The organism is Kribbella catacumbae DSM 19601 (assembly GCF_000372465.1).
Lineage (GTDB): Bacteria > Actinomycetota > Actinomycetes > Propionibacteriales > Kribbellaceae > Kribbella > Kribbella catacumbae.
In genome coordinates, this window is record NZ_AQUZ01000058.1 from 24,702 (window position 1) to 46,432 (window position 21,731).

Annotated in this window: 21 protein-coding genes; 6 read left to right on the plus strand and 15 right to left on the minus strand. The window is 68.3% G+C overall.

Annotated elements, in window-relative coordinates; translation table 11 throughout:
• The first annotated feature begins 6 nt into the window (after positions 1-6).
• Positions 7-972: a glycerophosphodiester phosphodiesterase gene (locus A3ES_RS0137670; protein ID WP_020392017.1), complete on the plus strand. Its 966-nt coding sequence runs from the start codon at positions 7-9 to the stop codon at positions 970-972.
• Here A3ES_RS0137670 and A3ES_RS0137675 read toward each other — a convergent pair.
• Positions 969-2,237 carry a M48 family metallopeptidase gene (locus A3ES_RS0137675; RefSeq protein WP_020392018.1) on the minus strand — a complete coding sequence of 423 codons (1,269 nt, stop codon included), beginning with the start codon at positions 2,235-2,237 and terminating at the stop codon, positions 969-971. The two genes, A3ES_RS0137670 and A3ES_RS0137675, sit on opposite strands and share 4 nt — an antisense overlap.
• Positions 2,238-2,352: 115 nt before the next feature.
• Positions 2,353-2,676, minus strand: coding sequence for a PspC domain-containing protein (locus tag A3ES_RS0137680; protein ID WP_040456490.1), 324 nt, complete (start codon positions 2,674-2,676; stop codon positions 2,353-2,355).
• 150 nt (positions 2,677-2,826) lie between these two features.
• Here A3ES_RS0137680 and A3ES_RS0137685 point away from each other — a divergent pair, with 150 nt between their 5' ends.
• A complete protein-coding gene (locus tag A3ES_RS0137685) occupies positions 2,827-3,165 on the plus strand; it encodes an MmcQ/YjbR family DNA-binding protein (RefSeq protein ID WP_026163575.1) in 339 nt (112 codons plus the stop codon).
• Between the two features lie 91 nt (positions 3,166-3,256).
• A complete protein-coding gene (locus A3ES_RS0137690) occupies positions 3,257-3,685 on the plus strand; it encodes a RidA family protein (RefSeq protein WP_026163576.1) in 429 nt (142 codons plus the stop codon).
• Here A3ES_RS0137690 and A3ES_RS0137695 read toward each other — a convergent pair.
• Positions 3,669-4,232 carry a GNAT family N-acetyltransferase gene (locus A3ES_RS0137695; protein ID WP_157630964.1) on the minus strand — a complete coding sequence of 188 codons (564 nt, stop codon included), beginning with the start codon at positions 4,230-4,232 and terminating at the stop codon, positions 3,669-3,671. The genes A3ES_RS0137690 and A3ES_RS0137695 overlap by 17 nt on opposite strands.
• 236 nt (positions 4,233-4,468) lie before the next feature.
• Here A3ES_RS0137695 and groL point away from each other — a divergent pair, with 236 nt between their 5' ends.
• A complete protein-coding gene (groL, locus tag A3ES_RS0137700; RefSeq protein ID WP_026163578.1) occupies positions 4,469-6,097 on the plus strand; it encodes a chaperonin GroEL in 1,629 nt (542 codons plus the stop codon).
• Between the two features lie 68 nt (positions 6,098-6,165).
• On the opposite strand, the gene A3ES_RS0137705 is transcribed toward groL, so the two are convergent.
• Together A3ES_RS0137705 and A3ES_RS0137710 are read right to left on the minus strand one after the other, a co-directional pair.
• Positions 6,166-7,143, minus strand: coding sequence for a glycoside hydrolase family 6 protein (locus A3ES_RS0137705; protein ID WP_020392024.1), 978 nt, complete (start codon positions 7,141-7,143; stop codon positions 6,166-6,168).
• Between the two features lie 107 nt (positions 7,144-7,250).
• A complete protein-coding gene (locus A3ES_RS0137710; RefSeq protein WP_020392025.1) occupies positions 7,251-7,772 on the minus strand; it encodes a DinB family protein in 522 nt (173 codons plus the stop codon).
• Between the two features lie 228 nt (positions 7,773-8,000).
• Between A3ES_RS0137710 and A3ES_RS0137715 the strand changes: the two genes are divergently transcribed.
• Positions 8,001-8,924 carry a GNAT family N-acetyltransferase gene (locus A3ES_RS0137715; RefSeq protein WP_020392026.1) on the plus strand — a complete coding sequence of 308 codons (924 nt, stop codon included), beginning with the start codon at positions 8,001-8,003 and terminating at the stop codon, positions 8,922-8,924.
• Between the two features lie 132 nt (positions 8,925-9,056).
• Entirely contained in the window at positions 9,057-9,497 is a 441-nt protein-coding gene (locus tag A3ES_RS0137720) for a hypothetical protein (RefSeq protein ID WP_020392027.1), read from the plus strand.
• 4 nt (positions 9,498-9,501) lie between these two features.
• On the opposite strand, the gene A3ES_RS0137725 is transcribed toward A3ES_RS0137720, so the two are convergent.
• The 10 genes from A3ES_RS0137725 to A3ES_RS49850 form a co-directional block, all read right to left on the minus strand.
• Positions 9,502-10,692, minus strand: a complete 1,191-nt coding sequence (locus A3ES_RS0137725; protein WP_020392028.1) for an epoxide hydrolase family protein — start codon at positions 10,690-10,692, stop codon at positions 9,502-9,504.
• A 292-nt stretch (positions 10,693-10,984) separates the two neighbouring features.
• On the minus strand, positions 10,985-11,695 hold the full coding sequence (locus A3ES_RS0137730) for an FHA domain-containing protein (protein WP_020392029.1): 711 nt from the start codon (positions 11,693-11,695) through the stop codon (positions 10,985-10,987).
• Positions 11,692-12,969: a vWA domain-containing protein gene (locus A3ES_RS0137735; RefSeq protein WP_020392030.1), complete on the minus strand. Its 1,278-nt coding sequence runs from the start codon at positions 12,967-12,969 to the stop codon at positions 11,692-11,694. The genes A3ES_RS0137730 and A3ES_RS0137735 overlap by 4 nt, the downstream gene beginning before the upstream one ends.
• A 44-nt stretch (positions 12,970-13,013) precedes the next feature.
• Positions 13,014-14,075, minus strand: coding sequence for a PP2C family protein-serine/threonine phosphatase (locus tag A3ES_RS0137740; RefSeq protein ID WP_026163579.1), 1,062 nt, complete (start codon positions 14,073-14,075; stop codon positions 13,014-13,016).
• Positions 14,072-16,303 carry a serine/threonine-protein kinase gene (locus A3ES_RS0137745; protein WP_020392032.1) on the minus strand — a complete coding sequence of 744 codons (2,232 nt, stop codon included), beginning with the start codon at positions 16,301-16,303 and terminating at the stop codon, positions 14,072-14,074. Before A3ES_RS0137745 ends, A3ES_RS0137740 begins: the two co-directional genes overlap by 4 nt.
• Positions 16,300-17,424, minus strand: a complete 1,125-nt coding sequence (locus tag A3ES_RS0137750; RefSeq protein WP_020392033.1) for a coiled-coil domain-containing protein — start codon at positions 17,422-17,424, stop codon at positions 16,300-16,302. The genes A3ES_RS0137745 and A3ES_RS0137750 overlap by 4 nt, the downstream gene beginning before the upstream one ends.
• Positions 17,424-18,404 (minus strand): glutamate ABC transporter substrate-binding protein, encoded by a 981-nt coding sequence (locus tag A3ES_RS0137755; protein ID WP_020392034.1) that lies wholly within the window; start codon positions 18,402-18,404, stop codon positions 17,424-17,426. Before A3ES_RS0137755 ends, A3ES_RS0137750 begins: the two co-directional genes overlap by 1 nt.
• Positions 18,401-19,729, minus strand: coding sequence for a hypothetical protein (locus A3ES_RS0137760; protein WP_020392035.1), 1,329 nt, complete (start codon positions 19,727-19,729; stop codon positions 18,401-18,403). The genes A3ES_RS0137755 and A3ES_RS0137760 overlap by 4 nt, the downstream gene beginning before the upstream one ends.
• On the minus strand, positions 19,726-21,159 hold the full coding sequence (locus A3ES_RS0137765) for an AAA family ATPase (protein ID WP_020392036.1): 1,434 nt from the start codon (positions 21,157-21,159) through the stop codon (positions 19,726-19,728). The genes A3ES_RS0137760 and A3ES_RS0137765 overlap by 4 nt, the downstream gene beginning before the upstream one ends.
• Positions 21,156-21,725, minus strand: coding sequence for a hypothetical protein (locus A3ES_RS49850; protein WP_020392037.1), 570 nt, complete (start codon positions 21,723-21,725; stop codon positions 21,156-21,158). Before A3ES_RS49850 ends, A3ES_RS0137765 begins: the two co-directional genes overlap by 4 nt.
• Positions 21,726-21,731: the final 6 nt, after the last annotated feature.

The window sequence follows — 21,731 nt, forward strand, 5'->3', positions numbered from 1 at the left end:
GGAGACATGCTGGTGATCGCGCATCGGGGAGCGAGTGGCTACCGTCCGGAACACACGCCGCAGGCCTATCGGCTGGCCGCGGCCCTCGGAGCCGACTACCTGGAACCTGACCTCGTCGCCACCCTCGACGGGGTCCTGGTGGTCCGGCACGAGAACGAGCTGTCCGGTACGACGGACGTCGCGGAGCACGCGGTGTTCGCGGACCGGCGGATCACCAAGATCGTCGACGGGACAGCCGTCACCGGCTGGTTCGCCGAGGACTTCACCTATGAGGAGCTGCGCACGTTGCGCGCTCGCGAGCGGATGCCCGCCCTCAGGGCCGCCAATACGGCGTACGACGGGCGGGAAGGGATCGCGACCTTCGACGAGGTGGTCGCGCTGGCGCGGCAGGAGTCGGCCCGGCTCGGGCGGCCGATCGGGGTGCTCCCGGAGATCAAGCACCCGGCGTACTTCCGTCGCCTCGGGCTGCCGCTGGAAGAGTTGCTCGCCGAGCGGCTGATCGCGCTCGGCCTGCACCAGGGCGAGGCGATGATCCAGTCGTTCGAACCGACCAGCCTGCGGCGGTTGTCGGTGATGACGGATGTCCCGTTGATCCAGCTCGTCGACTCGGTGAACGCACCGAACGATTTTCTCCGGCACGGCGATGGCCGCACCTTCGCCGACCTGATCTCGCCCGCCGGGCTGCGTGAGATCTCGACGTACGCGCAGGTGCTGGCGCCACACAAGGATCTGGTCATCCCGCGTACCGCGAACGGCGCCCTCGGCGAACCGACCCGCCTGGCCGACCAAGCCCACCGCGCCGGCCTGTCGGTCCAGGTCTGGACCTTCCGCGCCGAACGCCGCTTCCTCCCCACCGGCCTCGACCTGACCGGAGAACTGACCCGCTTCGCCGCGACCGGCATCGACGGCGTCTTCTCGGACCACCCCGACATCGCGGTAGCCGCCGCAGCCAAGACTTCCCTCAAGGTCTAACGCAACTCGGACCGCAGCTCCTTGAGTACGGCCTGGGCGGGCACGGCAAGCTCGCGGTCGATAGCGCGGCTCTCGTCGGTCCCCAGTACTACGAGGGCGCTCTGGGCGGGCCTGGCCCGGATCAGCTTCGCGCGGAGGTTCGTCGGCGGGTGGGTCGAGTCGATCCGGCTGTCCCGTAGCCGACTGACCCGTAGCCGCCGCTCGACCTCACGCGCAGGGATCTCGTTGACAGCCCGGCTGGCGGCCTCCAACGGCTCAGCCTCCGAGCCGAAGCGCAGCGCCCGTTCTAGTGCCCGGGAGGACGTTTCGGCGAGTACTGTCCGCTCCAGCGCCCTGGCAGCCGCTTCCGAGCCGGCGATCTCAGCCGACCGCCGGTCAGCCAGGTACTCCGCCCGCTGCCTAGCCCGGAGGTCGACCGTCGTCAGCAGCCAAAGCATGCCTCTGGCTGCCCCGCCGAGAGTTGCATCGAGCAGCTTGTTGAGGAAGCTGTTGCTCGTGCCGTCGCCGGTCCAAGCGATCATGTCATCCCGGTACTCGTCGAGCGGTTGCTCGCTGAAGCTCTCCTGTAGCTCGTCCAGGACCGTCGTCGCCCAGTCGACCACCCAGCCGTGCCGGGCGTCGCCGTTCTTGCCGTGTCCGAGCTCATGTGCCAGCACGGCGACGCGCTCCTGCGGTCGGAGTCCCATCCACAGTGCGAGACCGATCCCGACCACCGGCGTGAAGCGCCAGCCGACTCGCGCGTAGTAGATGTTCGGCTCGGCATCGAGGGTGACAACGCCCACAGGCTTGGTGCCGACGGCGGCGGCGATCTTGTCGAGCAGGGCGAAGAGCAGCGGGGCCTGCTCCCGGTAGACCAGGTGGGCGTCAGAAGCCAGGCGGAAGGCCCGAGGGCGGAATAGCAAGGCGAAACTGAACATGATGACTGCCAGCAGGCCGCTGAGCCAAAGCGGCCGGTAGAAGACCAGCAGCGCAATGCCGGCGAGTAGGCAGGCTATGGGGAGCAGCAGGATCACTGCGGACAGCAGATAGGCCGCAACCCGGGCGGCGTCCCAGCCCGGGCGATGGATCTTTCCCTGCTCAAGTTCGCTGTACAGCGTGTCTGCCAGTCGGTGTTCGAGCCGCAGTCGCCGGGCAGCTACCTGGTCGGTAGGGCCGGTCGGATCGACATTCCACTCGCACTTGTCGCACCAGGTGACGTACCGGGAGTCGACTGGGAGCTGCTGGGCGCACTGCGGGCAGCGAGTCACGCCCTGGTCGGTCTGCACTCCAGGAGTGTGACAGGACCGACTCGCTAGTGGGAGTCGGTCGGCACGGCAGCAAGGGTGAGGGCGCCGGTGGCCTATCTGTGGCGCTCTCAGCTTGCTGCCGTGCGTCCGTCCGTCACGCCGCCGGCGGCTTGTCGTCGTAGATGCGGGCGGCGATGTCGGATTCGGGGGTGGACTGGGGCTGCTGGGGCTGCTGGACCGACTGCCAGACGGCCTTGCCGTCTGCCTCGGGCATCACGATCCATGCCACGACGTAGCCGATCAGCGCGGTGCCGCCGGTGATCAGCGTCAGGCCGACGATGCCCAGCCGGACCAGGGTGGCGTCGATGTTGAAGTACTCCGCCAGGCCACCGGACACACCGGAGAGCATCCGCTGGTCACGCGAGCGGCGAAGCGACTTACCGGACAGGTTCGAGAACGGTGCACTGGAGTTCGTCATGTCCACTACTCTGCCCTCCGCACCCCTCCCGCCACATCGGGATCGGTACCGACCCAACCCTGGTCCCACCCCTGACCCCGCTCAGCCGGGTCGCCCAACAGCCCTGACGACTTTCGTCTAAATGTCGGTGGCCGGTCGTACCGTCGGGGGATGGATGCTGAGGCGGTGACGAAGGTGCTGCTTGGTCTGCCGGGGGTGGAGGAGCATGTGGGGTGGGCCGGGCAGCCTGCGTTCAAAGTGCGGAAGAAGGGGTTCGTCTACCTGTCGGCGGACGAGACCTCGGTGATGCTGAAGGCGTTGCGGGAGGAGCAGGAGGCGCTGGTCGCGGAGGATCCGGAGGTGTATTCGCCGTCCTGGGCATCCGGGCAGTTCGCCTGGCTGGAAGTCGACCTGGCCAAGGCCGACGACGAGGAGCTACAGGAGCTGCTGACCGAGGCCTGGCGCCTGAGCGCACCCAAGTTCCTGATCGCTCAGCTCGAGCGACGATAAGCGGTCGGTGGTGATGGCCCGCAGTCGATCCTATGGTCGATCACACAGTGTTCCTTCTGACAGTGTTCCTTTTGGATGGGAGTGATCGATAGTGACGAGTACGCGGGTGGAGAACTTCGGGGTGCGGTGGGAAGGCGAGTACGGCTACGTACAGGCCATCCAGCACGGCGACACGATCTACATCTCCGGCCAGCTGGCTAACAAGGGCAACGAGCTGCTGCACCCGGCACCGCTGGACGACAACGGCAAGCCGGCCGACTTCTCCACCATGGCCGACCAGATGCGCCAGACCTACGCCAACGCCGAGGAACTGCTCAGCCGCTTCGGTGCCACCTTGGACAACGTGGTGGAGGAGGTCCTCTACGTCCTGGACGTCGACGCCGCCTACGAGGCGGCCGGCCCGGTCCGCAAGGCCGCCTACAAGCGGGAGGACCCCCAGGTGGCCAGCACCCTCGTCGGCATCAGCCGACTGGCGTTTCCGGCGCAACTCATCGAGATCAAGTTCACCGCAAAGCTCTAGAGACCAGCACCCATCTCGGCGAAGTACGGCTGAGTTCCTTGAAGCCGGCGTCCAGGTAGACCGACAGTGGGCCGCGGTAGAGGTCGGCGGAGGAGACCTTGCCCGCCTGGGCAAGGTCCACCGCGCAGGCCTCCAGTACGGCGGCACCCCGGTCCCGGGCGAACTCGATCGCACCGGCCAGCAGCTCCCCGGCGAGACCTTGCCGCCGATGACCGACCGGTACTACGAAGCAGGTGACGACCCAGGAGTCGGGGTCGCCTCCGCGCCAGTTGGGTGAGGCGGTCACGCGGGGATAGGCCGGGCGTGGAGCGACGGCGCACCAGCCGACCGGCGTACCGGAATCGGTGGCGAGCACGCCCGGTGGGAGATCGGAGGCGACCTGGGAGTGCAGGGCGTCGCGGTGAGATGCCGCCGAGGCATCGGCCCACTGCTTGCCGCGGAGGCGGAAGTACTGGCAGAAGCAGCGGGACGGGTCGCCGCGATCACCCATCACGGTCAGCACGTCCGGCCAGCGGTCCGGGGTGGCTGGGGCGACTTCCAGAGGCACCGCACCACCGTACTGCGGGCTGGGGCTGGCTTGCACTCGCCTGGGTCGAGTGCTAATACTTGGTTAGCACTCGATGGGCGAGAGTGATAACGCTAGCGTCCTGACGGTGTGACCATAGACGGCCTCGATGAGGTGCCGGAGGCGTGGCGGGACGTGACCGCCACACCGATAGCACCGTCCGTCGCGGGCATCCGGCCGGCTGAACCAAAAACTCGACGCGGGAGGACTCGCGGAGAATGCCCAAGCTGATTTCTTTCAATGAAGAGGCGCGCCGCGGCCTCGAGCGGGGTATGAACACCCTCGCCGACGCCGTGAAGGTGACGCTCGGCCCCAAGGGCCGCAACGTCGTGCTGGAGAAGAAGTGGGGCGCCCCCACGATCACCAACGACGGTGTCTCCATCGCCAAGGAGATCGAGCTCGAGGACCCGTACGAGAAGATCGGGGCCGAGCTCGTCAAGGAAGTTGCCAAGAAGACGGATGACGTCGCCGGCGACGGCACCACCACGGCGACCGTGCTGGCCCAGGCGCTCGTGCGCGAGGGTCTGCGCAACGTGGCGGCCGGCGCCAACCCGATGGGCCTGAAGAAGGGCATCGAGAAGGCCGTCGAGGCCATCAGCGAGCAGCTGCTGGCCCAGGCGAAGAACGTCGAGACCCGGGAGCAGATCGCCGCCACCGCGTCGATCTCCGCCGCTGACACCCAGGTCGGCCAGATCATCGCCGAGGCGATGGACAAGGTCGGCAAGGAAGGTGTCATCACCGTCGAGGAGAGCAACACCTTCGGTCTCGAGCTCGAGCTCACCGAGGGCATGCGCTTCGACAAGGGCTACATCTCGCCGTACTTCGTGACCGACACCGAGCGGATGGAAGCGGTCCTCGAAGACCCGTACATCCTCGTGGTGAACAGCAAGATCTCGAGCATCAAGGACCTGGTCCCGGTGCTGGAGAAGGTCATGCAGACCGGCAAGCCGCTGGCGATCATCGCCGAGGACCTCGAGGGTGAGGCGCTCGCGACCCTGGTCGTGAACAAGATCAAGGGCACCTTCAAGACCGTCGCCGTCAAGGCGCCGGGCTTCGGTGACCGCCGCAAGGCCATGCTGGTCGACATCGCCGTCCTGACCGGCGGTGAGGTCATCTCCGAGGAGGTCGGCCTCAAGCTCGACACCGTGGACCTGGAGCTGCTCGGCCAGGCCCGCAAGATCGTCGTCACCAAGGACGAGACGACCATCGTCGAGGGTTCGGGCGACGCCGACCAGATCGCCGGCCGGGTGAACCAGATCCGCGCCGAGATCGAGAAGTCGGACTCCGACTACGACCGCGAGAAGCTGCAGGAGCGGCTGGCCAAGCTGGCCGGTGGCGTTGCGGTGATCAAGGTCGGCGCGGCCACCGAGGTCGAGCTGAAGGAGCGCAAGCACCGCATCGAGGACGCCGTTCGCAACGCGAAGGCGGCCGTCGAAGAGGGCATCGTCGCCGGTGGCGGCGTGGCGCTGCTGCAGGCGTCGGTTGTTGCGTTCGAGAAGCTGGAGCTCGACGGTGACGAGGCCACCGGTGCCGCGATCGTGCGGTCCGCGGTCGAGGCGCCGCTGAAGCAGATCGCCTTCAACGCCGGCCTCGAGGGTGGCGTCGTGGTGGAGAAGGTTCGCAACCTCGAGCCGGGCTGGGGCCTCAACGCCGCAACCGGTGAGTACGTGGACCTGATCGCCACCGGCATCATCGACCCGGCGAAGGTCACCCGCTCGGCGCTGCAGAACGCGGCGTCCATCGCGGCGCTGTTCCTCACCACCGAGGCAGTCATCGCCGACAAGCCCGAGAAGGCCGGTGCCGCCGCTGGCGGCGGCGCGCCCGACATGGGCGGCATGGACTTCTGATCTCCTAGAAGTACCCAGCAGGACAAAAAAAGCTGGTCCCGGGCACTCGCCCGGGACCAGCTTTTTGTTCAGCTTCCGGTGATCAGGCGCTTGGCCAGGACCGGAGAGAAGGTACCGGCGGGGATGCCGGTGCCGATACCGCAGCTACCGTCCGAGTCACCGGGGACCTTGAGCCACAGCAGCATGTCGACCGTTCCCGAAATGTGGTTGCCGTTCCGGGAGGTGTCGCCCAGCTTGCGGCCGGCCGGGTTGCACCACTCACCATTCGAGCCGTTGCCATTGCGGCTCGTGTCGATCACGAACTGCGCCTGGCTGTTGAGTGCGGCTCTGATCGCGTTGCCCTTGGTGGCTGACTGCGCGGTGGTGTAGTAGTTCGAGGTGTTCAGCGCGAACCCACGGATCTTGCTGACCTCGACGAGCTGGAGCCGCCGGGCCATCTCGCCCGCCTCGATCCAGGTCGCGTTGCCCCCGTCCATGTAGGCCCAGGTGTTCGGGTTCTTGCTGGCGAACTGGTTGACGGCGTACTTGAGCAGATCGAGCCGGGTCTGCTTCTCGGCCGCGGGCACGCAGTCGAGTTGAGCAAGAGCGTCCGGTTCGATGATCACTACCGCCGGGCGGTTCCCGATCCCGTCGGCGAACCGGCTGATCCACGTCCGGTACGCCTCTGGGGAGCCGGCGCCGCCGCCGGAGTGACTGCCGCAGTCGCGGCCGGGGATGTTGTAAGCGACCAGGATCGGCAGCTTGTCGGCGGTGTCGGCCGCCTGGGTGAACGACGACACCGCCGAGGCGATGTCGCCACTCCAGTTGCCGAACCAACGGCCGCCGGCCTTCTCGGCGATCTGGGTCCGGATGGCCGGCGCATCGGCATTGCCGGAGTTCTGCCGGACCCAGACGGCCGGATTGGAGTTGGGGTCGACGTAGAAACCACTGGTCATCGTGACCGGGCTGGCCGTGACTTGCGCGGCGGCCTGACTGCCGGCTGTGACCACGCCCAGGGTGAGGGGCACGGTGAGCAGGCCGAACAGAGCCTTTCGCAGGCTGGACATCGAGGGTGGTCCTTCCGTGAGGGGCGGAAACAACTACTCAACGTGTCGACGACGTTACGGAGGAGATTAACCGGTTAGGTGTGCCTTTGGAAAGTCCTTGACGATGACTATCTTCCGGCTGCCCTGAGCAATCGGAGCTGGCCGATCTCGGCGGCGTTCTTCATCAGTTCGGCGTTCACCCAGGCGAACTGGTCGGCGGTCGAGCGCCCCGCCTCCGGCGGCCACGGAAAAACCGCCGGAGTGACGAGGTGCTCTTCGTCGGTGTCGTCCAGGATGTGCAGCCACTGATCCCGCAACGCCCGCATCCAGCCGAGCGTCTTGGCCAGATCGCCCGGCCACAACACCGCAGTACGGTCCGGCGGTACGACGCCTCGCGCGTGCGCCGCCGCGGTCGACCACCACCAGCCGATATGCCAGCTGAGCCAGCCGATCGTCGGCACCGGGATCGGGTCGAGTACCCCGTCGGACCAGTCGGCCCGCCAGCTCCCCGTACTGTCCGGCCGGACCGTCCAGCAGAGCTTGGCCGGCTCCCAGAGCAAGTCGTCCGGCGTCAGCCGTTCCAAGTGATACTCGAACAACGACCATGTGAGCTCGAACTGATTACGCACCACCGCTGCCGAATCCGTCACTGACGGATCATCTCAGCCCTGCTCGTCGACGGGGCAACCGCGTGCGGTACATCTCAGCTGTGGTTAATCGGTGGATTATGACCCTGCTCTGTCCTACTGTCGGCGGCAGCGAGAAGTTCTCGAGTGGAAGGAGCGACCGATGAAGACTGCCACCTGTATTCCGGCGCGACCGGTCCGCTCGTTCAGCTCGCACTGAGCGGAGCCCCCGCGCCTCCTTCTGGAGGATTCGTGAAGATCCGCACCACCGTCGAGGCCGACCTCGACGCCATCCACACCCTGATCACCGAGCAGTCGCTCAACACCGTCACCCGGGACCGCTGGGATCAGTTCCTGGCCTCGGGCGCCTACCGCTACGACTGGTCCTGGGTCGCCGAGGACGACGGCAAGATCATCGCCCTGTCCATCTGGTGGGGCATGGAGCAGTACGCCCACCCGTTCAGCATCGACGGCCTGTACGCCGTACCGGGCGTCGATCGCGTCGCCGTCTGGACCGAGCTGATCCGGCACGCCCTGGCGACCTTCCCGGCGGAGGCGGAGGAGCCGGAGTACCACATCTTCCTGCCCAACGGCTGGCGCGATCAGCCCGACGTCGTCACCGAACTCGAACCGCGACTCGAGGCTGCGGCCGCCGCCGGGTTGTCGCGGCTGACTGAGCGCCTGCGCTACGAGTGGACGCCGTCGGACGGGTTGCCGGCGCGCTCGATTCGGCTGCGGTTTGAGCCGGCTGATGATGATGCCTTCCTGGATGTGTTCTGCCGGGTGATCGAGGGGAGCCTCGACGCGGCTACTGCTCGGGCGGTTGCTCGAGTTGGGGTTGAGGGGTCGGCTAAGGAGGACCTGCAGGTTTACAAGTCGATGCCGGGGGAGCGGGGTTGGTGGCGCCTTGCCTACAACGCTTCTGGGGAGTTGGTTGGCTTCGCGATGCCGTCGGCGAACAATGGCGGTCCGGTGGTCGGGTATCTCGGCGTGCTGCCGGAGCATCGCGGCAACGGGTACAGCGATGATCTGCTTGCTGAGATCACGCACCTTTTGGTCGAGACCGGCGCGGAGCGAATCCGGGCCGACACCGACCTGACCAACAAGCCGATGGCGGCGGCGTTCGAACGGCTCGGCTATCGCAACCATGCGGTGAGGATGGTTGCTAGCTACTAGCCGGAGATCCCCACGCCTGCGCCTCGCTCGCTCCCACCCGGGGCCGCCGTGGGGATGGCTGTTGGGTGAGGGGGAGACGCGAGCAGCTGTGAGCCCTATGCTTCGCTGACATGTCAGATAGCTGGACGTGTGATGCGTGACATCGCGTTGCTTCTGCATGTGGCCGCGGGGGCGGTTGGGATGCTCGTTGGGCCGCTGGCGATTGTCTTGACGTTGCGGGCGCGGCGGCTCACCTGGGCCGGTGAAGTGTTCCACTGGGCGGTTGCGGCGGTCTGTCTGACGGCGCTGGTGATGGTGCCGTACGACTGGGGCCGGTTGTGGGTGTTCTGGCCGATCTCGATTGCGTCGTACCTGTTCGTCTATCTCGGCCAGCGCGCCGCGGAGGCGCCGGGTGGGCTCTGGTATCGCGGGGTGTTGCGCGGGTACGGCGGTGGCTGGATCGCTTTGTGGACAGCGATTCTGGTGGTCAGTGTGACCGAGCACCCGTGGACGTGGGCGATCCCGATCGTGGTCGGGTCGGCGGCGATCGAAGTGTTCTGCTTTCGGCCGTCGCCGACCTGGACCCGGTCGTAAGGATTCAGCGCAGCCGACGGAAGAAGGTCCTCAGGTCATCGGTGAGCAGCTCCGGTACCTCCATCGCGGCGAAGTGGCCGCCGCGCTCGTACTCTTTCCAGTGCTCGATCTGGCCGGCCGGATCGGTCAGGCTCTTGATAGCCGTCTCGTTCCCGAACACCGCGACTCCGGTCGGCGGTCCCGCGACCGCGCCCCACTCCTGAGCCTCGTCGCCCGACTGCATCGCGACCATCGCCTTCCACGCCGCCATCCCCTCGTAGACAGCGTGCGCCGACGACGCCCCCGAGCCGGTGAACCAGTAGAGGCTCACATTGGTCAGCAGCTGATCGCGATCGACGGCCTCCTCCGGCAGCTTGTTCGCCGGGTCGGTCCACTCCGCGAACTTCTCCACGATCCACGCCAACTGCCCGATCGGTGAGTCGTTCAGCGAGTACGCCAGCGTCTGCGGCCGCGTCATCTGCTGGACCAAATAGCCGAATCCTTCATCCATCAACCGGTTGAACCGCTCGGCCCGCGCCCGATCCGAGGCGTTCAACCCGTCCAGCGGGATCGGGTCACCGAACGGCGTCGACGCGCTCACCCCGGCCAGGTGGATGCCGATCACATGCGCGGCATCGACCATCGGCAATATCCCGGCCACCCCCGACCCGACGTCCGTGCCGTGCGCGGCGTACCGCTCGTACCCCAGCCGGCTCATCAGCTCGGCCCACATCTGGGCCACCCCGAAGAGGTTGAAGCCGCCCTGGCCGATCGGGTTGGAGAACCCGTACCCCGGCAGCGACGGTACGACGACGTGGAACGCGTCAGCCGGGTCGCCGCCATACGCCCGCGGGTCGGTGAGCGGGCCGATCACCCGCTGGAACTCCACCGGCGAACCAGGCCAGCCGTGGGTCAGGACCAGCGGTGTCGCGCCTGGCTCGGGGGAGCGCTGGTGGATGAAGTGGATCCGCTGTCCATTGATCTCGGTGATGAACTGCGGGATCTCGTTGAGCGCGGCCTCCTGGGCACGCCAGTCGAAACCTCCTGCCCAGTAGTCGGCGAGCCCCTTCAAGTAGGACACCGGTACGCCGCGGCTCCAGTCGTCCACCCGTGGGGTGGCCGGCCAGCGGGCGCCCAGGAGACGGGTGCGCAGGTCGTCGACCTCACTCTGGGCGATGTCGATCCGGAAGGGCTGAATCTCGCTCTGGTTCGTCATACGACCAACGCTAGATTCAATGGCGGCCAACTTCTGTCCGCTATACGACCGTTCGACGAGAACGGCCACTGAACCCGCCCGTTTTACCGTCAGCCGTGAACTTCGACGACTTCCTCACCCTGCCCGGGTCTCCGGCCTGACCGTCTCGGTCGATGGCAGCAAGGTCTCGACACATCGCCCCGGCCGGTCCGGATCGACCTGGCAACCGGCGAGATGAGCGCTGCTTCTAAGTCCAGGTTGTCTATCTAACCTGGACTTAGAGCAATACAAGTCCAGGTTAGATTCAGGCTTCTCAGGCTTGGCCGGATTGTTCTTCGGGGGTGGATTTGCGTACTACGAGGCGCGTCCAGGCGCCGACGTAGACGCGGTCGTCGGTGTTGAGTTCGCGCCGCTGGCCGGGGGTGATCGGGTCTTCGGGGAGCGGGCCGGAGGAGGGGCCGACGAAGGTGCCGTTGGAGGACTGGAGGTCTTCCACCCACCAGCGTTGGCCGTCGGTGGTCAGCTGGGCCTGACGGCGGCTCACGCCGGTGTCGTCGCCGCAGTCGATCTCCGGGGTGATGCCACGGCTTTTGGACGGCCGCCCGACCAGCACGCTCTTGGCGGTGACAGGGATGACGACCGGCAGGCCCGGTGACGGGCACGGGTCGTCACTCTGCTGCACCTCGTACCAGTCCGGGTCGACCCAGCGCTCGACCACCCAGTCGGCGACCTCCTGCGGAGCCGGCGGGACCGGGGGCGGCGTACCGAGGTCGAGGGATGAGGACGGGCGGGGCATGGTGCCGGTGGTGAAGTCGTAGCCGCAGTTCTCGCAGAACAACGCGTCCGGTGCGGCCGGCTCCGAGCAGTTCGGGCAGGCCTGAGTAGCCGGGCCCGGAGCCGCGACCGCCGGGGAGGGCACCGACGCGGCCGCAACACCCGCGGCCGCCCCGATCGGCAGGCCGCAGACGTCGCAGTAGTCGGTGGAGACGGACGGGTGCCCGCTCGGACACGTCGCTGAGGTCATTTCTTCACCCGGGTGGTCTTGGTGGAGGCGGTGTCGAGTGCCATCTCGTCGGCCTTCTCGACAGTGCGCTTGAGCCGCACGGTGCCGTTGTCCTGGTCGTCGATGTCGACCACCTTACGGAGCCGGGTGGTGGCTTCCTCGTTTCCGGTTTGCGCGGCGAGTTGCACCGCGCGGCCGAGCTTGGTGGTCGCGGTCGCGGTGTCCCCGGCGGCCTTCGCGGCCAGGCCTTCCTGGATCGCGTCGGCCAGCTCGGTCTGCCCGGTGTAGTGCGCGACCTCCGGGCTGATCCGGGTGGTGAGCGCCTCGTCCTCCGACCACAGCGCGCGGACCAGGCCCTGCGCGACGACGTCGCTGCCGATCGCCAGCTGCACCCGGGCGGCGAGCTGCTCCTGGCCGATGCCCTTGGCCGCGAGCCGGATCGCGACGTGGTAGTCGCGGGACTCGTCGCCCCACGAGCCGGTCGGGTAGGCGCCGGTCAGCGCGTTCACCTCGGTACGCCGTGACGTGAGGTCGTCGACGGTCGGGGCGACCTGACGGACGAACAGCACCTGCGCACCCTGCGGAGCCCAGACACGCATGTCGGCTTGGGCGACGCCCTTGCTCATCGCGTTCTGGATGATCTTGGAGAACTCGGCGGCGAGCTGGTCCGGCGCCGGGATGATGTCGACGGTACCGAGCAGTGCGGTGGCGATCCGGCGTACCTCGTTGACCTGCCAGGCGACGCCGACACCGCGGCAGTCGCACTGGAACTGGCCGGTGACGGCCTCGATCGTCTGGGTCAGTACCTCGGGCGACTCGTGCTGGTTCTCGCCGTCGGTGAGCAGCAGTGCGTGCTTCTGAGTCAGCGACGGCACGGTCGCGAAGACTCGCGAGGCGAGCCGCAGCCAGGTGCCCATCGCAGTACCGCCGTCGGCGAAGAACCGGGCTACGGCGTCCTTGGCGGCCCGCCGGGTGAACTGGTCCATCTTGACCATCACCGGCTCGGGCGACGGCGGGAAGGCCAGCTGGGCCCGGTCGTTGCCCGAGATCACCGCGAACCAGACCCCGTCGAGGATCTGGTCGAGCGCGGTCTGCGCGGCGAACGCGGCCGCCCGGACGCCCTCGGCGCCCATCGAGCCGGAGGTGTCGACGATGATGATCTCGCCCGCGTCGCCGCTGCCGGTCTGGCCGGCCGAGCCCGCGCCGCTGCAGGACACCGTGACGATCGCGTGGACGTCGGTGCCGCCGTCGGGCAGGAACTCGTTCTGGTACACGGAGGCGGAGAACTCGGCCATCTCAGGCGTCCTTTCGATGAACTAGCAGATCAGAGCAGTGTCGATCAGATACGGGCGAGTGCGACGGTGATGTTGTCCTGGCCACCCTGGGCGTTGGCCCAGTCGACCAAGGCGGACGCGGTGGCCAGCGGGTCGCCGTTGTGGGCGGCGGCGGTCTGACGCGTCAGGTCGGCCAGCGGTGCCGCCTCGGAACAGTAGTTCCACAGGCCGTCGGAGCAGGCCATCAGCCAACCCGGCCCAACCACCTTCATCGACGTAGTACGGGGTGTGTGGTCCGGAGCGTCCTTGCCGAGCCAGCGGGTGATCGCATGAGCCTGCGGGCCGGTCTCGGCTTCATGCCGCGGTACGCCGGTCGCAATCAGCTCGGCGGCCCAGGAGTCGTCCACAGTGAGCGCAACGGCCTCGGCGTTGTCCGGGAACCAGTACGCACGACTGTCGCCCACTACGCCCGCCACCAAGAGGTCACCCTCGAGCACTGTGGCCACAAAGGTGCAGGAAGCCGGGTTCGGGCTGTCCGGCGAAGTGTTCGCCAGTACGGCGTCGCTAGCGGCATCCGCTGCAGCCTTGAGCCGTGCGACGACCGCACTGATCCGGGAGGACTCAGTACCCATGCCCTGCGCGTTCCCAGCCTCCAGTACGTCGCGCGCGGCGCGGGCGGCGGCAAGGCTGGCCACGTCGGAGTCGAGCGACGAGCTGACCCCGTCGCAGACCACCAGCAGCGCGCGGCTGCCCGGCTCTGGGTCGGCCGCGATCGCCACGGCGTCCTCGTTGCGGCTGTGCCGGATCCCGCGGTCGCACACGGCCGCCACCCAAGGAGCGGGCTGCTCGCTGAAGTGGTCGCGCGGCTTGGTGGCCTTCGTCCCGCAGGTCTCGCAGTACCCGTCGGGGCCGATCGTCCCGCCGCAGGAGCGGCAGGGGCCGGGAGCCGCCTCGGCGCCGCGAGCGGCGGCCGGGTTCAGCTCCACCGTCGGCTCGGTGTCGGTGTCGATCGCCGGCGTGGCTGGGGTAGCAGGGGTGAGCTCAGCCCCGCATGCCTCGCAGAAGTGATCGGCCTGGGAGATCGGCCCGCCACAGCTGGGGCAGACCGTCTGGGTCGTACTCGTCATCGCATCGTCCATCCTCGAACATCGTTGGCCAGGTCGACCAGGGCGATCCGTTCCTGCCGGCTGCGCGCGTGCCCGGCGAGCTCACGGTAGGCCGCTTCGAGCCCGGCCCGCAGGTCCGGCTCGACCGCTTCCCGCCCGGCGATCTTCAGGCCGGGCTGCGGACCCTTGCCGAGTACTTCGTCCAGGGCGGTCTGGAAGATGTTCGCGGTCAGGTTCGCCCGGTCGACCGGGTCGATCGTCACGCTCTCGATGTTGCTCATCGCCTCGGCCAGCGCTGGCAGTCCACGTCCCGATCCTGCCAGTAGACCGGCTCGCAGCCGCCGGGCCCGTACGAACGAGCCGCTGGTCGGCGGCACCAGGTCCAATGCGCCGACCGCGCCATCGAGGTCGCCACGCTGCGACCGGATCGCCGCCAGGCCGAAGGCGGAGGGGGCGATGTAGTTGGCGTCAGTGCGAGCGCAGGTGAGGTAGAGACCCTCCGCGACGTCGAACTCGCCGCTGATCTCACAGGACACGGCCAGTGCGAGCTTGGGCGCCAACTCACCCGGCACCTGGCCGTAGACCGCGTTGAAGGCCGACTGCGCGGCAGCAGCGTTATTGCGAGCCAGTGCGACCAGCCCGGACATCCAGACCGCCCGCCACTCCCACGGGTCGGCGGCCAGCAGGTCCGCCACCGCGGTGTCGACCATGTCGTACTTGGACGGCCCGATTTCCAGGGCGGTCTGGGCGATCTCCAGCAGGATCTGCGCGGACGACTCCGGCGCGTCCACCAGCAGCTCGAGCCGCTTGTCGGCGTCGGGGACGCTCACGGTCTTCAGCCAGCCGGCCATCTTGTCGCTGTTGTCCGTCGCGAGTGACGGCAACCGCCGCCACGGCTCGGCCGCGTCTCCCAGCCCGGCCGCCCGGTCACCCGGGCTGCCGAACAGGATCGACGAGGTGGAGTGCTGAGCAGCCTTGACGCCCTGCTTGTCGGCGACCACCTCACGCAGTACGCCGAGAAGCTGGACGCGGAACTCGTCGGCCGACACGAACCGGTCGGCCGGGTCGGGCGCGCAGGCCTTCACCAGCAGGCGGTACACCGAGTCGTACTGCTGGAACAGCGGTACCTCGGCGACCGGCGGCAGCGTGCCGACGTACTTCGACTGGTAGCCGCGGAACTCGAACGCGAGAACGCACAGCGTCCGGCCGAGCGTGTAGATGTCCGAGGAGATCGATGGGCCGACCTCGGCCACCTCGGGTGCCTGGAAGCCGACCGTGCCGTAGATGGCCGAGTCCATGTCGTCGATCCGCCGCACGCCGCCCATGTCGATCAGCTTCACCGCGTCGCCGACCTGGATGATGTTGTCCGGCTTGAAGTCGCAGTAGACCAGGCCGAGGTCGTGCAGGTAGGAGAACGCGGGCATGATCTCGAGCAGGTAGGCGATCGCCTGGTCGATCGGCAACGCGTCGTAGGAGTTGTTGTTGGCCGCCATCCGCTGCTTGAGCAGGGTTTTGAGCGAGGTGCCGCCGACGTACTCCATCACGATGTAGCCGGCGCCGTCGTGGGTGACGAAGTTGTAGATCTCGACGATCAGCGGGTGCTCGACGCGGGCCAGGAACTGCTGCTCGGCGATCGCGGCCGCGACGGCGTCCGGGTCCTCGGAGTTCAGCAGACCCTTCAGCACCACCCAGCGGTTGGACACGTTCTGGTCCTGGGCCATGTAGATCCAGCCGAAACCACCGTGGGCCAGACAGCCGGCCACCTTGTACTGGCCGCCGACCAAGTCGCCCGCCTTGAGCTTCGGCGAGAACGAGAACGGGCTGCGGCACTTCGGGCAGAAGCCCTCGGTCCGGCCCGGCTGGTCGCCGCGCGAGCGGCCGACCGCGTTGCCGCAGTTGGGGCAGTTGCGGCGGTCCTCGGGGACCATCGGGTTGGCCAGGATCGCTTTGCCGGCGTCGATCGCGGGGATCGGCGGCACGTGGGTCAGGCCGGCGCCCAGCCTCGCCCCGCGCAGGCGCGTGGACGAAGTACCGAGCCTGCGGGTCAGCTTGGAGCCGGCCGCGGTGGCCCGGGCCGAGCCGATCGGCATCGAGGCCAGCCGGTTGGAGGCACGGGAGACCGTGGAGGCCGTGCTGATGGGGTCCGGTGCTGCTGCAGCCGCTTCTCCAGCAGGCGAGCCGCAGACGTCGCAGTACCCGTCCAGGATCGTGCCGGTACAGCCCGGCTGTGCGCAGGCGATGGTCGTCATGTCGTCACTCCCAGATACGTCTGGTACGCCGCCACGAGCGCGCCGAGCCTCACCAGGTCCACTGGTTTGGCGTCGAGCACCTCACGGCCGCGTCGATAGAGCTCGGCCAGGTCTTCGGTGGTTCCACTGCTCCGGGGGACGCTGCCGGCCTTCACCTGATACGCGTCCAGCCGCCCGGCCAACTCGTCTCTACGCTCCAGCGCGGCGCCGTACGCCGTCTGCGCCTGCCCAAGCGCACGCCGTACTGCGTCCAGCCGGGTCAGGTACTTCTCCAGCTCAGCCGGAGTGTTCGGTATCGGCCCCAACGCAGTGACATCCGGTACTGCGAGTCGCGGCGCCGGCGTGACCGCGGCGACGCAACTGTCGGCCAGTGCCCGGACTGCCTGTCCCTGCGCTTCGAGCTCGTGGCGAACCTCGCGTGCCCGGGCGACGTCGGCGGCCCGCTCACGGCGGGTCGCAGCGCCGACGATCAGGTCGCGTTCGTTGTGCGCGGCATCGATCTCCAGCGGGCCGATCAGCCCGCCGACATCGGCGCCGCGCTTGGCGCGCTCGGTCAGGTCGGTGACTCGGCGGTCGAGATCGTGGTGCTCAGCGATCGCCGCGTTTCTGGTCGCGGCGGGCTCGATCGCGACCAGGTCCTTGATCCGCTCCACCTGGACCCGGAGTTGGCGCAACCGCGCGGCCAGGTCGGCGTCACCGGGTTCGAGCGCGAGCTTGGCCCGCAGGGTGGATGCCAGCGCGTCCGACAAAGTGCATGCCTCAGGCAACGAAACGGCGAGCGAGCCAGCGGCGCCGCCGGTGTCCAGGCCGCCCCAGATCAGGGTCGAGATCCGCTCGGTCTCGGTCGGGCCGACCCGGCCGGAGTCCCAGGTGACGAGGATCAGCTCGTACCGGTCCGAGACCGCCTTCCAGACCGCCATCGCCAGCACGACGTCGCCGCTCAGGGCATCGGCGTCGGCCGAGTGCAGGGCGGCTTGGTCGAGCTCGTCCAGCTCGGCGCGGCGCCGGTCGCGCCAGGTGCCGAGGGCGTCGAGGAACGCCAGCAGATCCTTCGCGGGGATGCTGCTGCCGATCCGCCCCGGAGGCGGCGGCGCGGTGGCCGTCGGGGTTCTTACTGTCATTAGTCGCCTCGGCCGTAGAGTGGCTGCGGCGGCACGGCCTTGCCGAGGGCCGGCTCGAGCCACGTCTTGTACGACTGCTGCCAGCTGCCGTCGGCCTTCATCTTCTCCAGCACGCCGTTCACGAACTTCACGAAGTCGACTTCACCGGAGTTCATGCCGAGGCCGTAAGGCTCAGCGCTGAACGGCGGCGCCTTGATCACCATCGCGTACGGGTCCTGCGCCGCCTCGCCGGCGAGCACGGTGTCGTCACCGGTGATGCCGACTACCTTGGCCTGCTGGAACAGCACCAGGCAGCCGGTGTCGGTGTCGGCGGTGACCGGGATGACCTTCGGGTTCGCCTTGATCAGGTTCTCCAGGCTGGTCGAACCGGCCGGCGCGCAGACCTTCTGGCCGCTCAGGTCGGCGAGGCTCTTCACCCTCGTCATGTTGCTCTGCACCAGCAGCTTCTGACCGGAGTGGTAGTACTCCGCGGAGAACGCGATCTCCTTCCACCGGGCGCAGTTGATCGTCATGTTGCGAGCGACGATGTCGACCGCTCCGGGCTGCCGGGGCGCCTTCAGCACGGGCAACCGCTGAGGGCTGGAGATGACCCGCAGCTCGACGTGGCCCTTCGCGGTGCCGAAGATCGCCGCCGCGACGGCGTTGATCATGTCGATGTCGAAACCCTCGATCACCCCCGTGATCGGGTTCCGAGAGCCCAGGTTGAGGCTGTCCGCGGAGACACCGGCGACCAACCTGCCGTAGGAATGGATCCGGGCCATCGTGCTGCCGGCCGGCATCTGGTTCGGTAGTGGCAGCGGACCGTCCGGTCTGTACGACTGCAGCGGATTTGCGCAGTCCTGCGCCGGCGGCGCGGCCGGCTTGGCTGCCGGTGGGGTCTCCTTGACAGGCAGCGGCGTCGCGTCGTACGAGCTGGAGCCGCAGGCGGTCGCGGCGAAGAGGAGGGCGAGTGAGCCGGCGATCAGGCGGGTCTTGTTCATCGGTACTCCTCCAGTCGCTGGGAGATTCCCCAGGCGGCGAGCAGGGCGGCGACGATCCCGATCGGCAGGCCTAGCCAGCCGAGCAGCCCCAGGTTCGCGCCGGCGGAGCCCAGCTCCCACTGGGTCGCGTCGCTGAGATCGTTGAGCCGGTCACCGGATGCCTTGTCGAAGGCGGTGAAGGCCGAGTTGGAGGTCGACGCGCCGGTGCCGATCGCCAGGTCGACGGCGTCGTCCCACTTGCCGTCGTCGTCGAGGAGGCGGATCTTGGCGTGCGCGGTCTTGTAGGCGTTCCATTGGCGCGCCGCCGCCGGGCTGGTCGAGCCGCCCCGGGCCAGTCGCTGGTCGACGATGGCCGCGGACTCCTTCCAGGCTTCCTCGAACGCGGTGCCCGAACCACGGGCGATCAGCGTCAGGCTCTCGTTCGACTTCGCGTCGTACGCCGCGATCCGGGCCTGCGAGAGCGCCAGCGTATCCGCGTACGAGATGTTCCGGGTGTCCTTGGCGCTGCTCGATGCGCCCGCGAGTTGGCCGCCGCCGATGGCCATGGTGAGCAGCACGAGTACCGCCGCTGCCGCGACCGGAACGTTGACGTAGCGGTGGGTGCGCTTGGCCAGCCAGAACAGCGACAGGCCCAGCACGGCCAGCGCGACCAGGCCACCGACGATCAGCCAGATCATCCCTCGGCCGATGCCGTCGAACTCGGTGTCGACGCGCGCCTGGTTGGCCTTGACCAGCTCGTTGAGCACCGGCAGCGAGTCGTCCTGCAGGGTCGCGCTGGCGTCCTTCAGGTACTGCGAACCGAGCGGCAGGCCCTGCCGGTTGTTCGCCCGGGCCTGCTCGATCAGGCCCTGGTAGGTGAGCAGCGTGACGTTGAGTTCGCCGAGCGCCTTCTGGTCGGCGGGCTGCGCGGTGGCGGCCTCGGAGATCAGCTTGGCGGCGGTCGTCATCGAGTCGGTGAAGTGCTGGCGCTGAGCCGGTGGCTCCAGGCCGCCGACCAGGAAGGCGTTGGTGGCGTCGGCGTTGGCGCTGACCAGGTTGGTGTGGATCGCCTGGATCCGGACCAGCTGGGCAGTGTTCGCCTCGGCGCGCTGCAGGGCACCGTCGGATTCGTTGAAGCCCTGCGCGGCGGCGAGACCGAAGACCACGCTGACCAGCGCGGCCACGATGAGGAACGCGCGCATCCGGCCCGGCGTACCTTCGAACCAGCTGGCGATCCGGCCCTTGGGCTGCTGCGGAAAGGCCGGCAGCGTCGGCGCACCCGGCGCCGCGACCGGCGGAACCGTCCGCGACCTCGTCGCGGGAGGCGCACTGGCTGTCTGTGTCACGCCGTATCTCCTTGCTCGGGCCCTGGATCAGGGTCGGTGCTGAGCTGCTGGCCGGGTTCTTCGTCGGTCAGGTCCTCGGCCAGGATCTGACGCAGTTGCTCGGTGGTCGGTGCCGTCACGTCGCGCAGCCGCCAGGCGTGCCGGCCGATCGCGGCCTCCAGCATGTTCCGCGCGAACCGACCGTTGCCGAACGAGCGGTCCCGGCGGGTCGAGGCGAGAATGACCTTGAACTCGTCCAGCGCGTTCGGGGTCAGCTCGTAGTCGGCACCCTCGGTGAGCCCGGTGAGGATGTCGGTCAGCTCGTCGTCGGTGTAGTCCTCGAAGGCGATCGTGGTCCGGAACCGGCTGGCCAGGCCTGGGTTCGCGGCGATGAAGTCCTCCATCGGTTCTGGGTAACCGGCCACGATGACGACCAGGTCGTCCCGCCGGTCCTCCATCTCCTTGACCAGGGTGTCGACGGCTTCCCGGCCGTACTGGTCGGCGCCGAGCTCACCGGCGGTGAGGCTGTAGGCCTCGTCGATGAAGAGCACCCCGCCGACCGCGGAAGCGACTACGTCGGCGGTCTTGGTCGCCGTCTGGCCCAGGTAGCCGGCTACCAGCTCGGAGCGGTCTACTTCGATCAGCTGTCCCTTGGAGAGCAGACCGAGCGCCTTGTAGATGCCGCTGACCAGCCGCGCGACTGTGGTCTTGCCGGTGCCGGGGTTGCCGGTGAACACCAGGTGCCGGGTGATTGTCGGACTCTTGAGCCCTGCCTCGGACCGGAGCTTCTCAACCCGTAGTACGGCGACCTGCCGGTGCACCTCCCGCTTGACCTTCTGTAGCCCGGTCAGTTCATCCAGCTCAGCCAGCAACTCCTCAACCGACCGCTCCGGCACAGCCGGAGCTTCTTCCGCTGCGCGGGCAACTGCGCCTGCGGCGCCCAGGCTTGTCCCTGCGCCCACGGGGCTCGCGGCTCTGCCCGCCACGCCTTCGCTGTCGCCCGTGCCTCCGGCGCCTGCGCCGGGCAGCCCACCTGCTACCAGGCGCCGTGCGCCTGCTGCCTGCAGCTGCGCAGCAGCTGCTACTGATGCGTTGCCTATGACTCGCATCGTCGGCTCGCCGAGGCTGCAGGCTGCTGAGGCGACCTCGGCCAGCGCCTCGGCGTACGGGACCTTCTCTGGGGAGCCTTGAGCGACCAGATCAGTCAGCACGGCGGTCGGCGCGCCTCGCCATCTCCTGCCGCGTACCGCTGAGTCGAAGAAGTCTTGCGTTCCTGCACCGGGTGTTACTGAGGCCCAGTCGGCCGGGGCGCCGGGCGCTGACTCGGCGACGGCGGCGGCGAGCGATAGCGCTTCAGCTCGCGCAGCGTCTTCCGCGACGCCGGCCCGTGCAGCCACAGCCAGTACTGCCGACAGCGCGTCCTGCAGCGGAGTACCCCCCGCGCCGCTCATGCGCCTCCCCGTCCAGGTGGTGGATGTAGTGGGCCCTCCGTCGGGCCGAGGCTGAGGCCGCCGCCAGTCGAGCCGGTACCGAACTTCTCCTGCAGGAACCGGCCATGGGCGATCAGGGCTGCGGCATCAGCCCGGTTCACCGCATCGGCGACCTTGTCCATCGTCGACCCCAACAGGTCCAACTGGTCGATCAGAATCATCAGCGACGTCTTGCCACGGTCCACCGGCCTGCTGTCCGCCCACTGCCGGGGCAGTCGCAGGTACCCGCCGATTGCTTCCGGCAAGTAGTCCGTCGCCGTCGCCATCACGGAGTACGCCTGCGCGCTGCCGCCGAGGTTGCCGAGCCGCGGGATGGTCTCCCGGACGATCCGGACCACCCGGTTGACCCGCGACGCCACCACTGCCGGTACCGCGCCGTCAGCGACGAGCTGCTCGACCCGGACCAGCGCCTGCAGCAGATCGTCGTTGGTCGGCGCGCGGGGGATCGGCGCAGGCTCCGGCTCCGCCTTGCGACCCGTCAGCCGCGCGAAACTAGACAGCCTTGAAAAGAAGGCACCAAGCGCCATGCAGAG

Bases quoted from the DNA above. Each gene is read 5' to 3' on its own strand.
- A3ES_RS0137755 (WP_020392034.1), bottom strand. From the start codon at position 18,404: ATGAACAAGACCCGCCTGATCGCCGGCTCACTCGCCCTCCTCTTCGCC.
- A3ES_RS0137725 (WP_020392028.1), bottom strand. From the start codon at position 10,692: ATGACGAACCAGAGCGAGATTCAGCCCTTCCGGATCGACATCGCCCAG.
- A3ES_RS0137765 (WP_020392036.1), bottom strand. From the start codon at position 21,159: ATGAGCGGCGCGGGGGGTACTCCGCTGCAGGACGCGCTGTCGGCAGTA.
- A3ES_RS0137705 (WP_020392024.1), bottom strand. From the start codon at position 7,143: ATGTCCAGCCTGCGAAAGGCTCTGTTCGGCCTGCTCACCGTGCCCCTC.
- A3ES_RS0137750 (WP_020392033.1), bottom strand. From the start codon at position 17,424: ATGACAGTAAGAACCCCGACGGCCACCGCGCCGCCGCCTCCGGGGCGG.
- A3ES_RS0137745 (WP_020392032.1), bottom strand. From the start codon at position 16,303: ATGACGACCATCGCCTGCGCACAGCCGGGCTGTACCGGCACGATCCTG.
- A3ES_RS0137735 (WP_020392030.1), bottom strand. From the start codon at position 12,969: ATGGCCGAGTTCTCCGCCTCCGTGTACCAGAACGAGTTCCTGCCCGAC.
- A3ES_RS0137670 (WP_020392017.1), top strand. From the start codon at position 7: ATGCTGGTGATCGCGCATCGGGGAGCGAGTGGCTACCGTCCGGAACAC.
- groL (WP_026163578.1), top strand. From the start codon at position 4,469: ATGCCCAAGCTGATTTCTTTCAATGAAGAGGCGCGCCGCGGCCTCGAG.
- A3ES_RS0137740 (WP_026163579.1), bottom strand. From the start codon at position 14,075: ATGACGAGTACGACCCAGACGGTCTGCCCCAGCTGTGGCGGGCCGATC.
- A3ES_RS0137685 (WP_026163575.1), top strand. From the start codon at position 2,827: ATGGATGCTGAGGCGGTGACGAAGGTGCTGCTTGGTCTGCCGGGGGTG.
- A3ES_RS0137680 (WP_040456490.1), bottom strand. From the start codon at position 2,676: ATGACGAACTCCAGTGCACCGTTCTCGAACCTGTCCGGTAAGTCGCTT.
- A3ES_RS49850 (WP_020392037.1), bottom strand. From the start codon at position 21,725: ATGGCGCTTGGTGCCTTCTTTTCAAGGCTGTCTAGTTTCGCGCGGCTG.
- A3ES_RS0137720 (WP_020392027.1), top strand. From the start codon at position 9,057: ATGCGTGACATCGCGTTGCTTCTGCATGTGGCCGCGGGGGCGGTTGGG.
- A3ES_RS0137730 (WP_020392029.1), bottom strand. From the start codon at position 11,695: ATGACCTCAGCGACGTGTCCGAGCGGGCACCCGTCCGTCTCCACCGAC.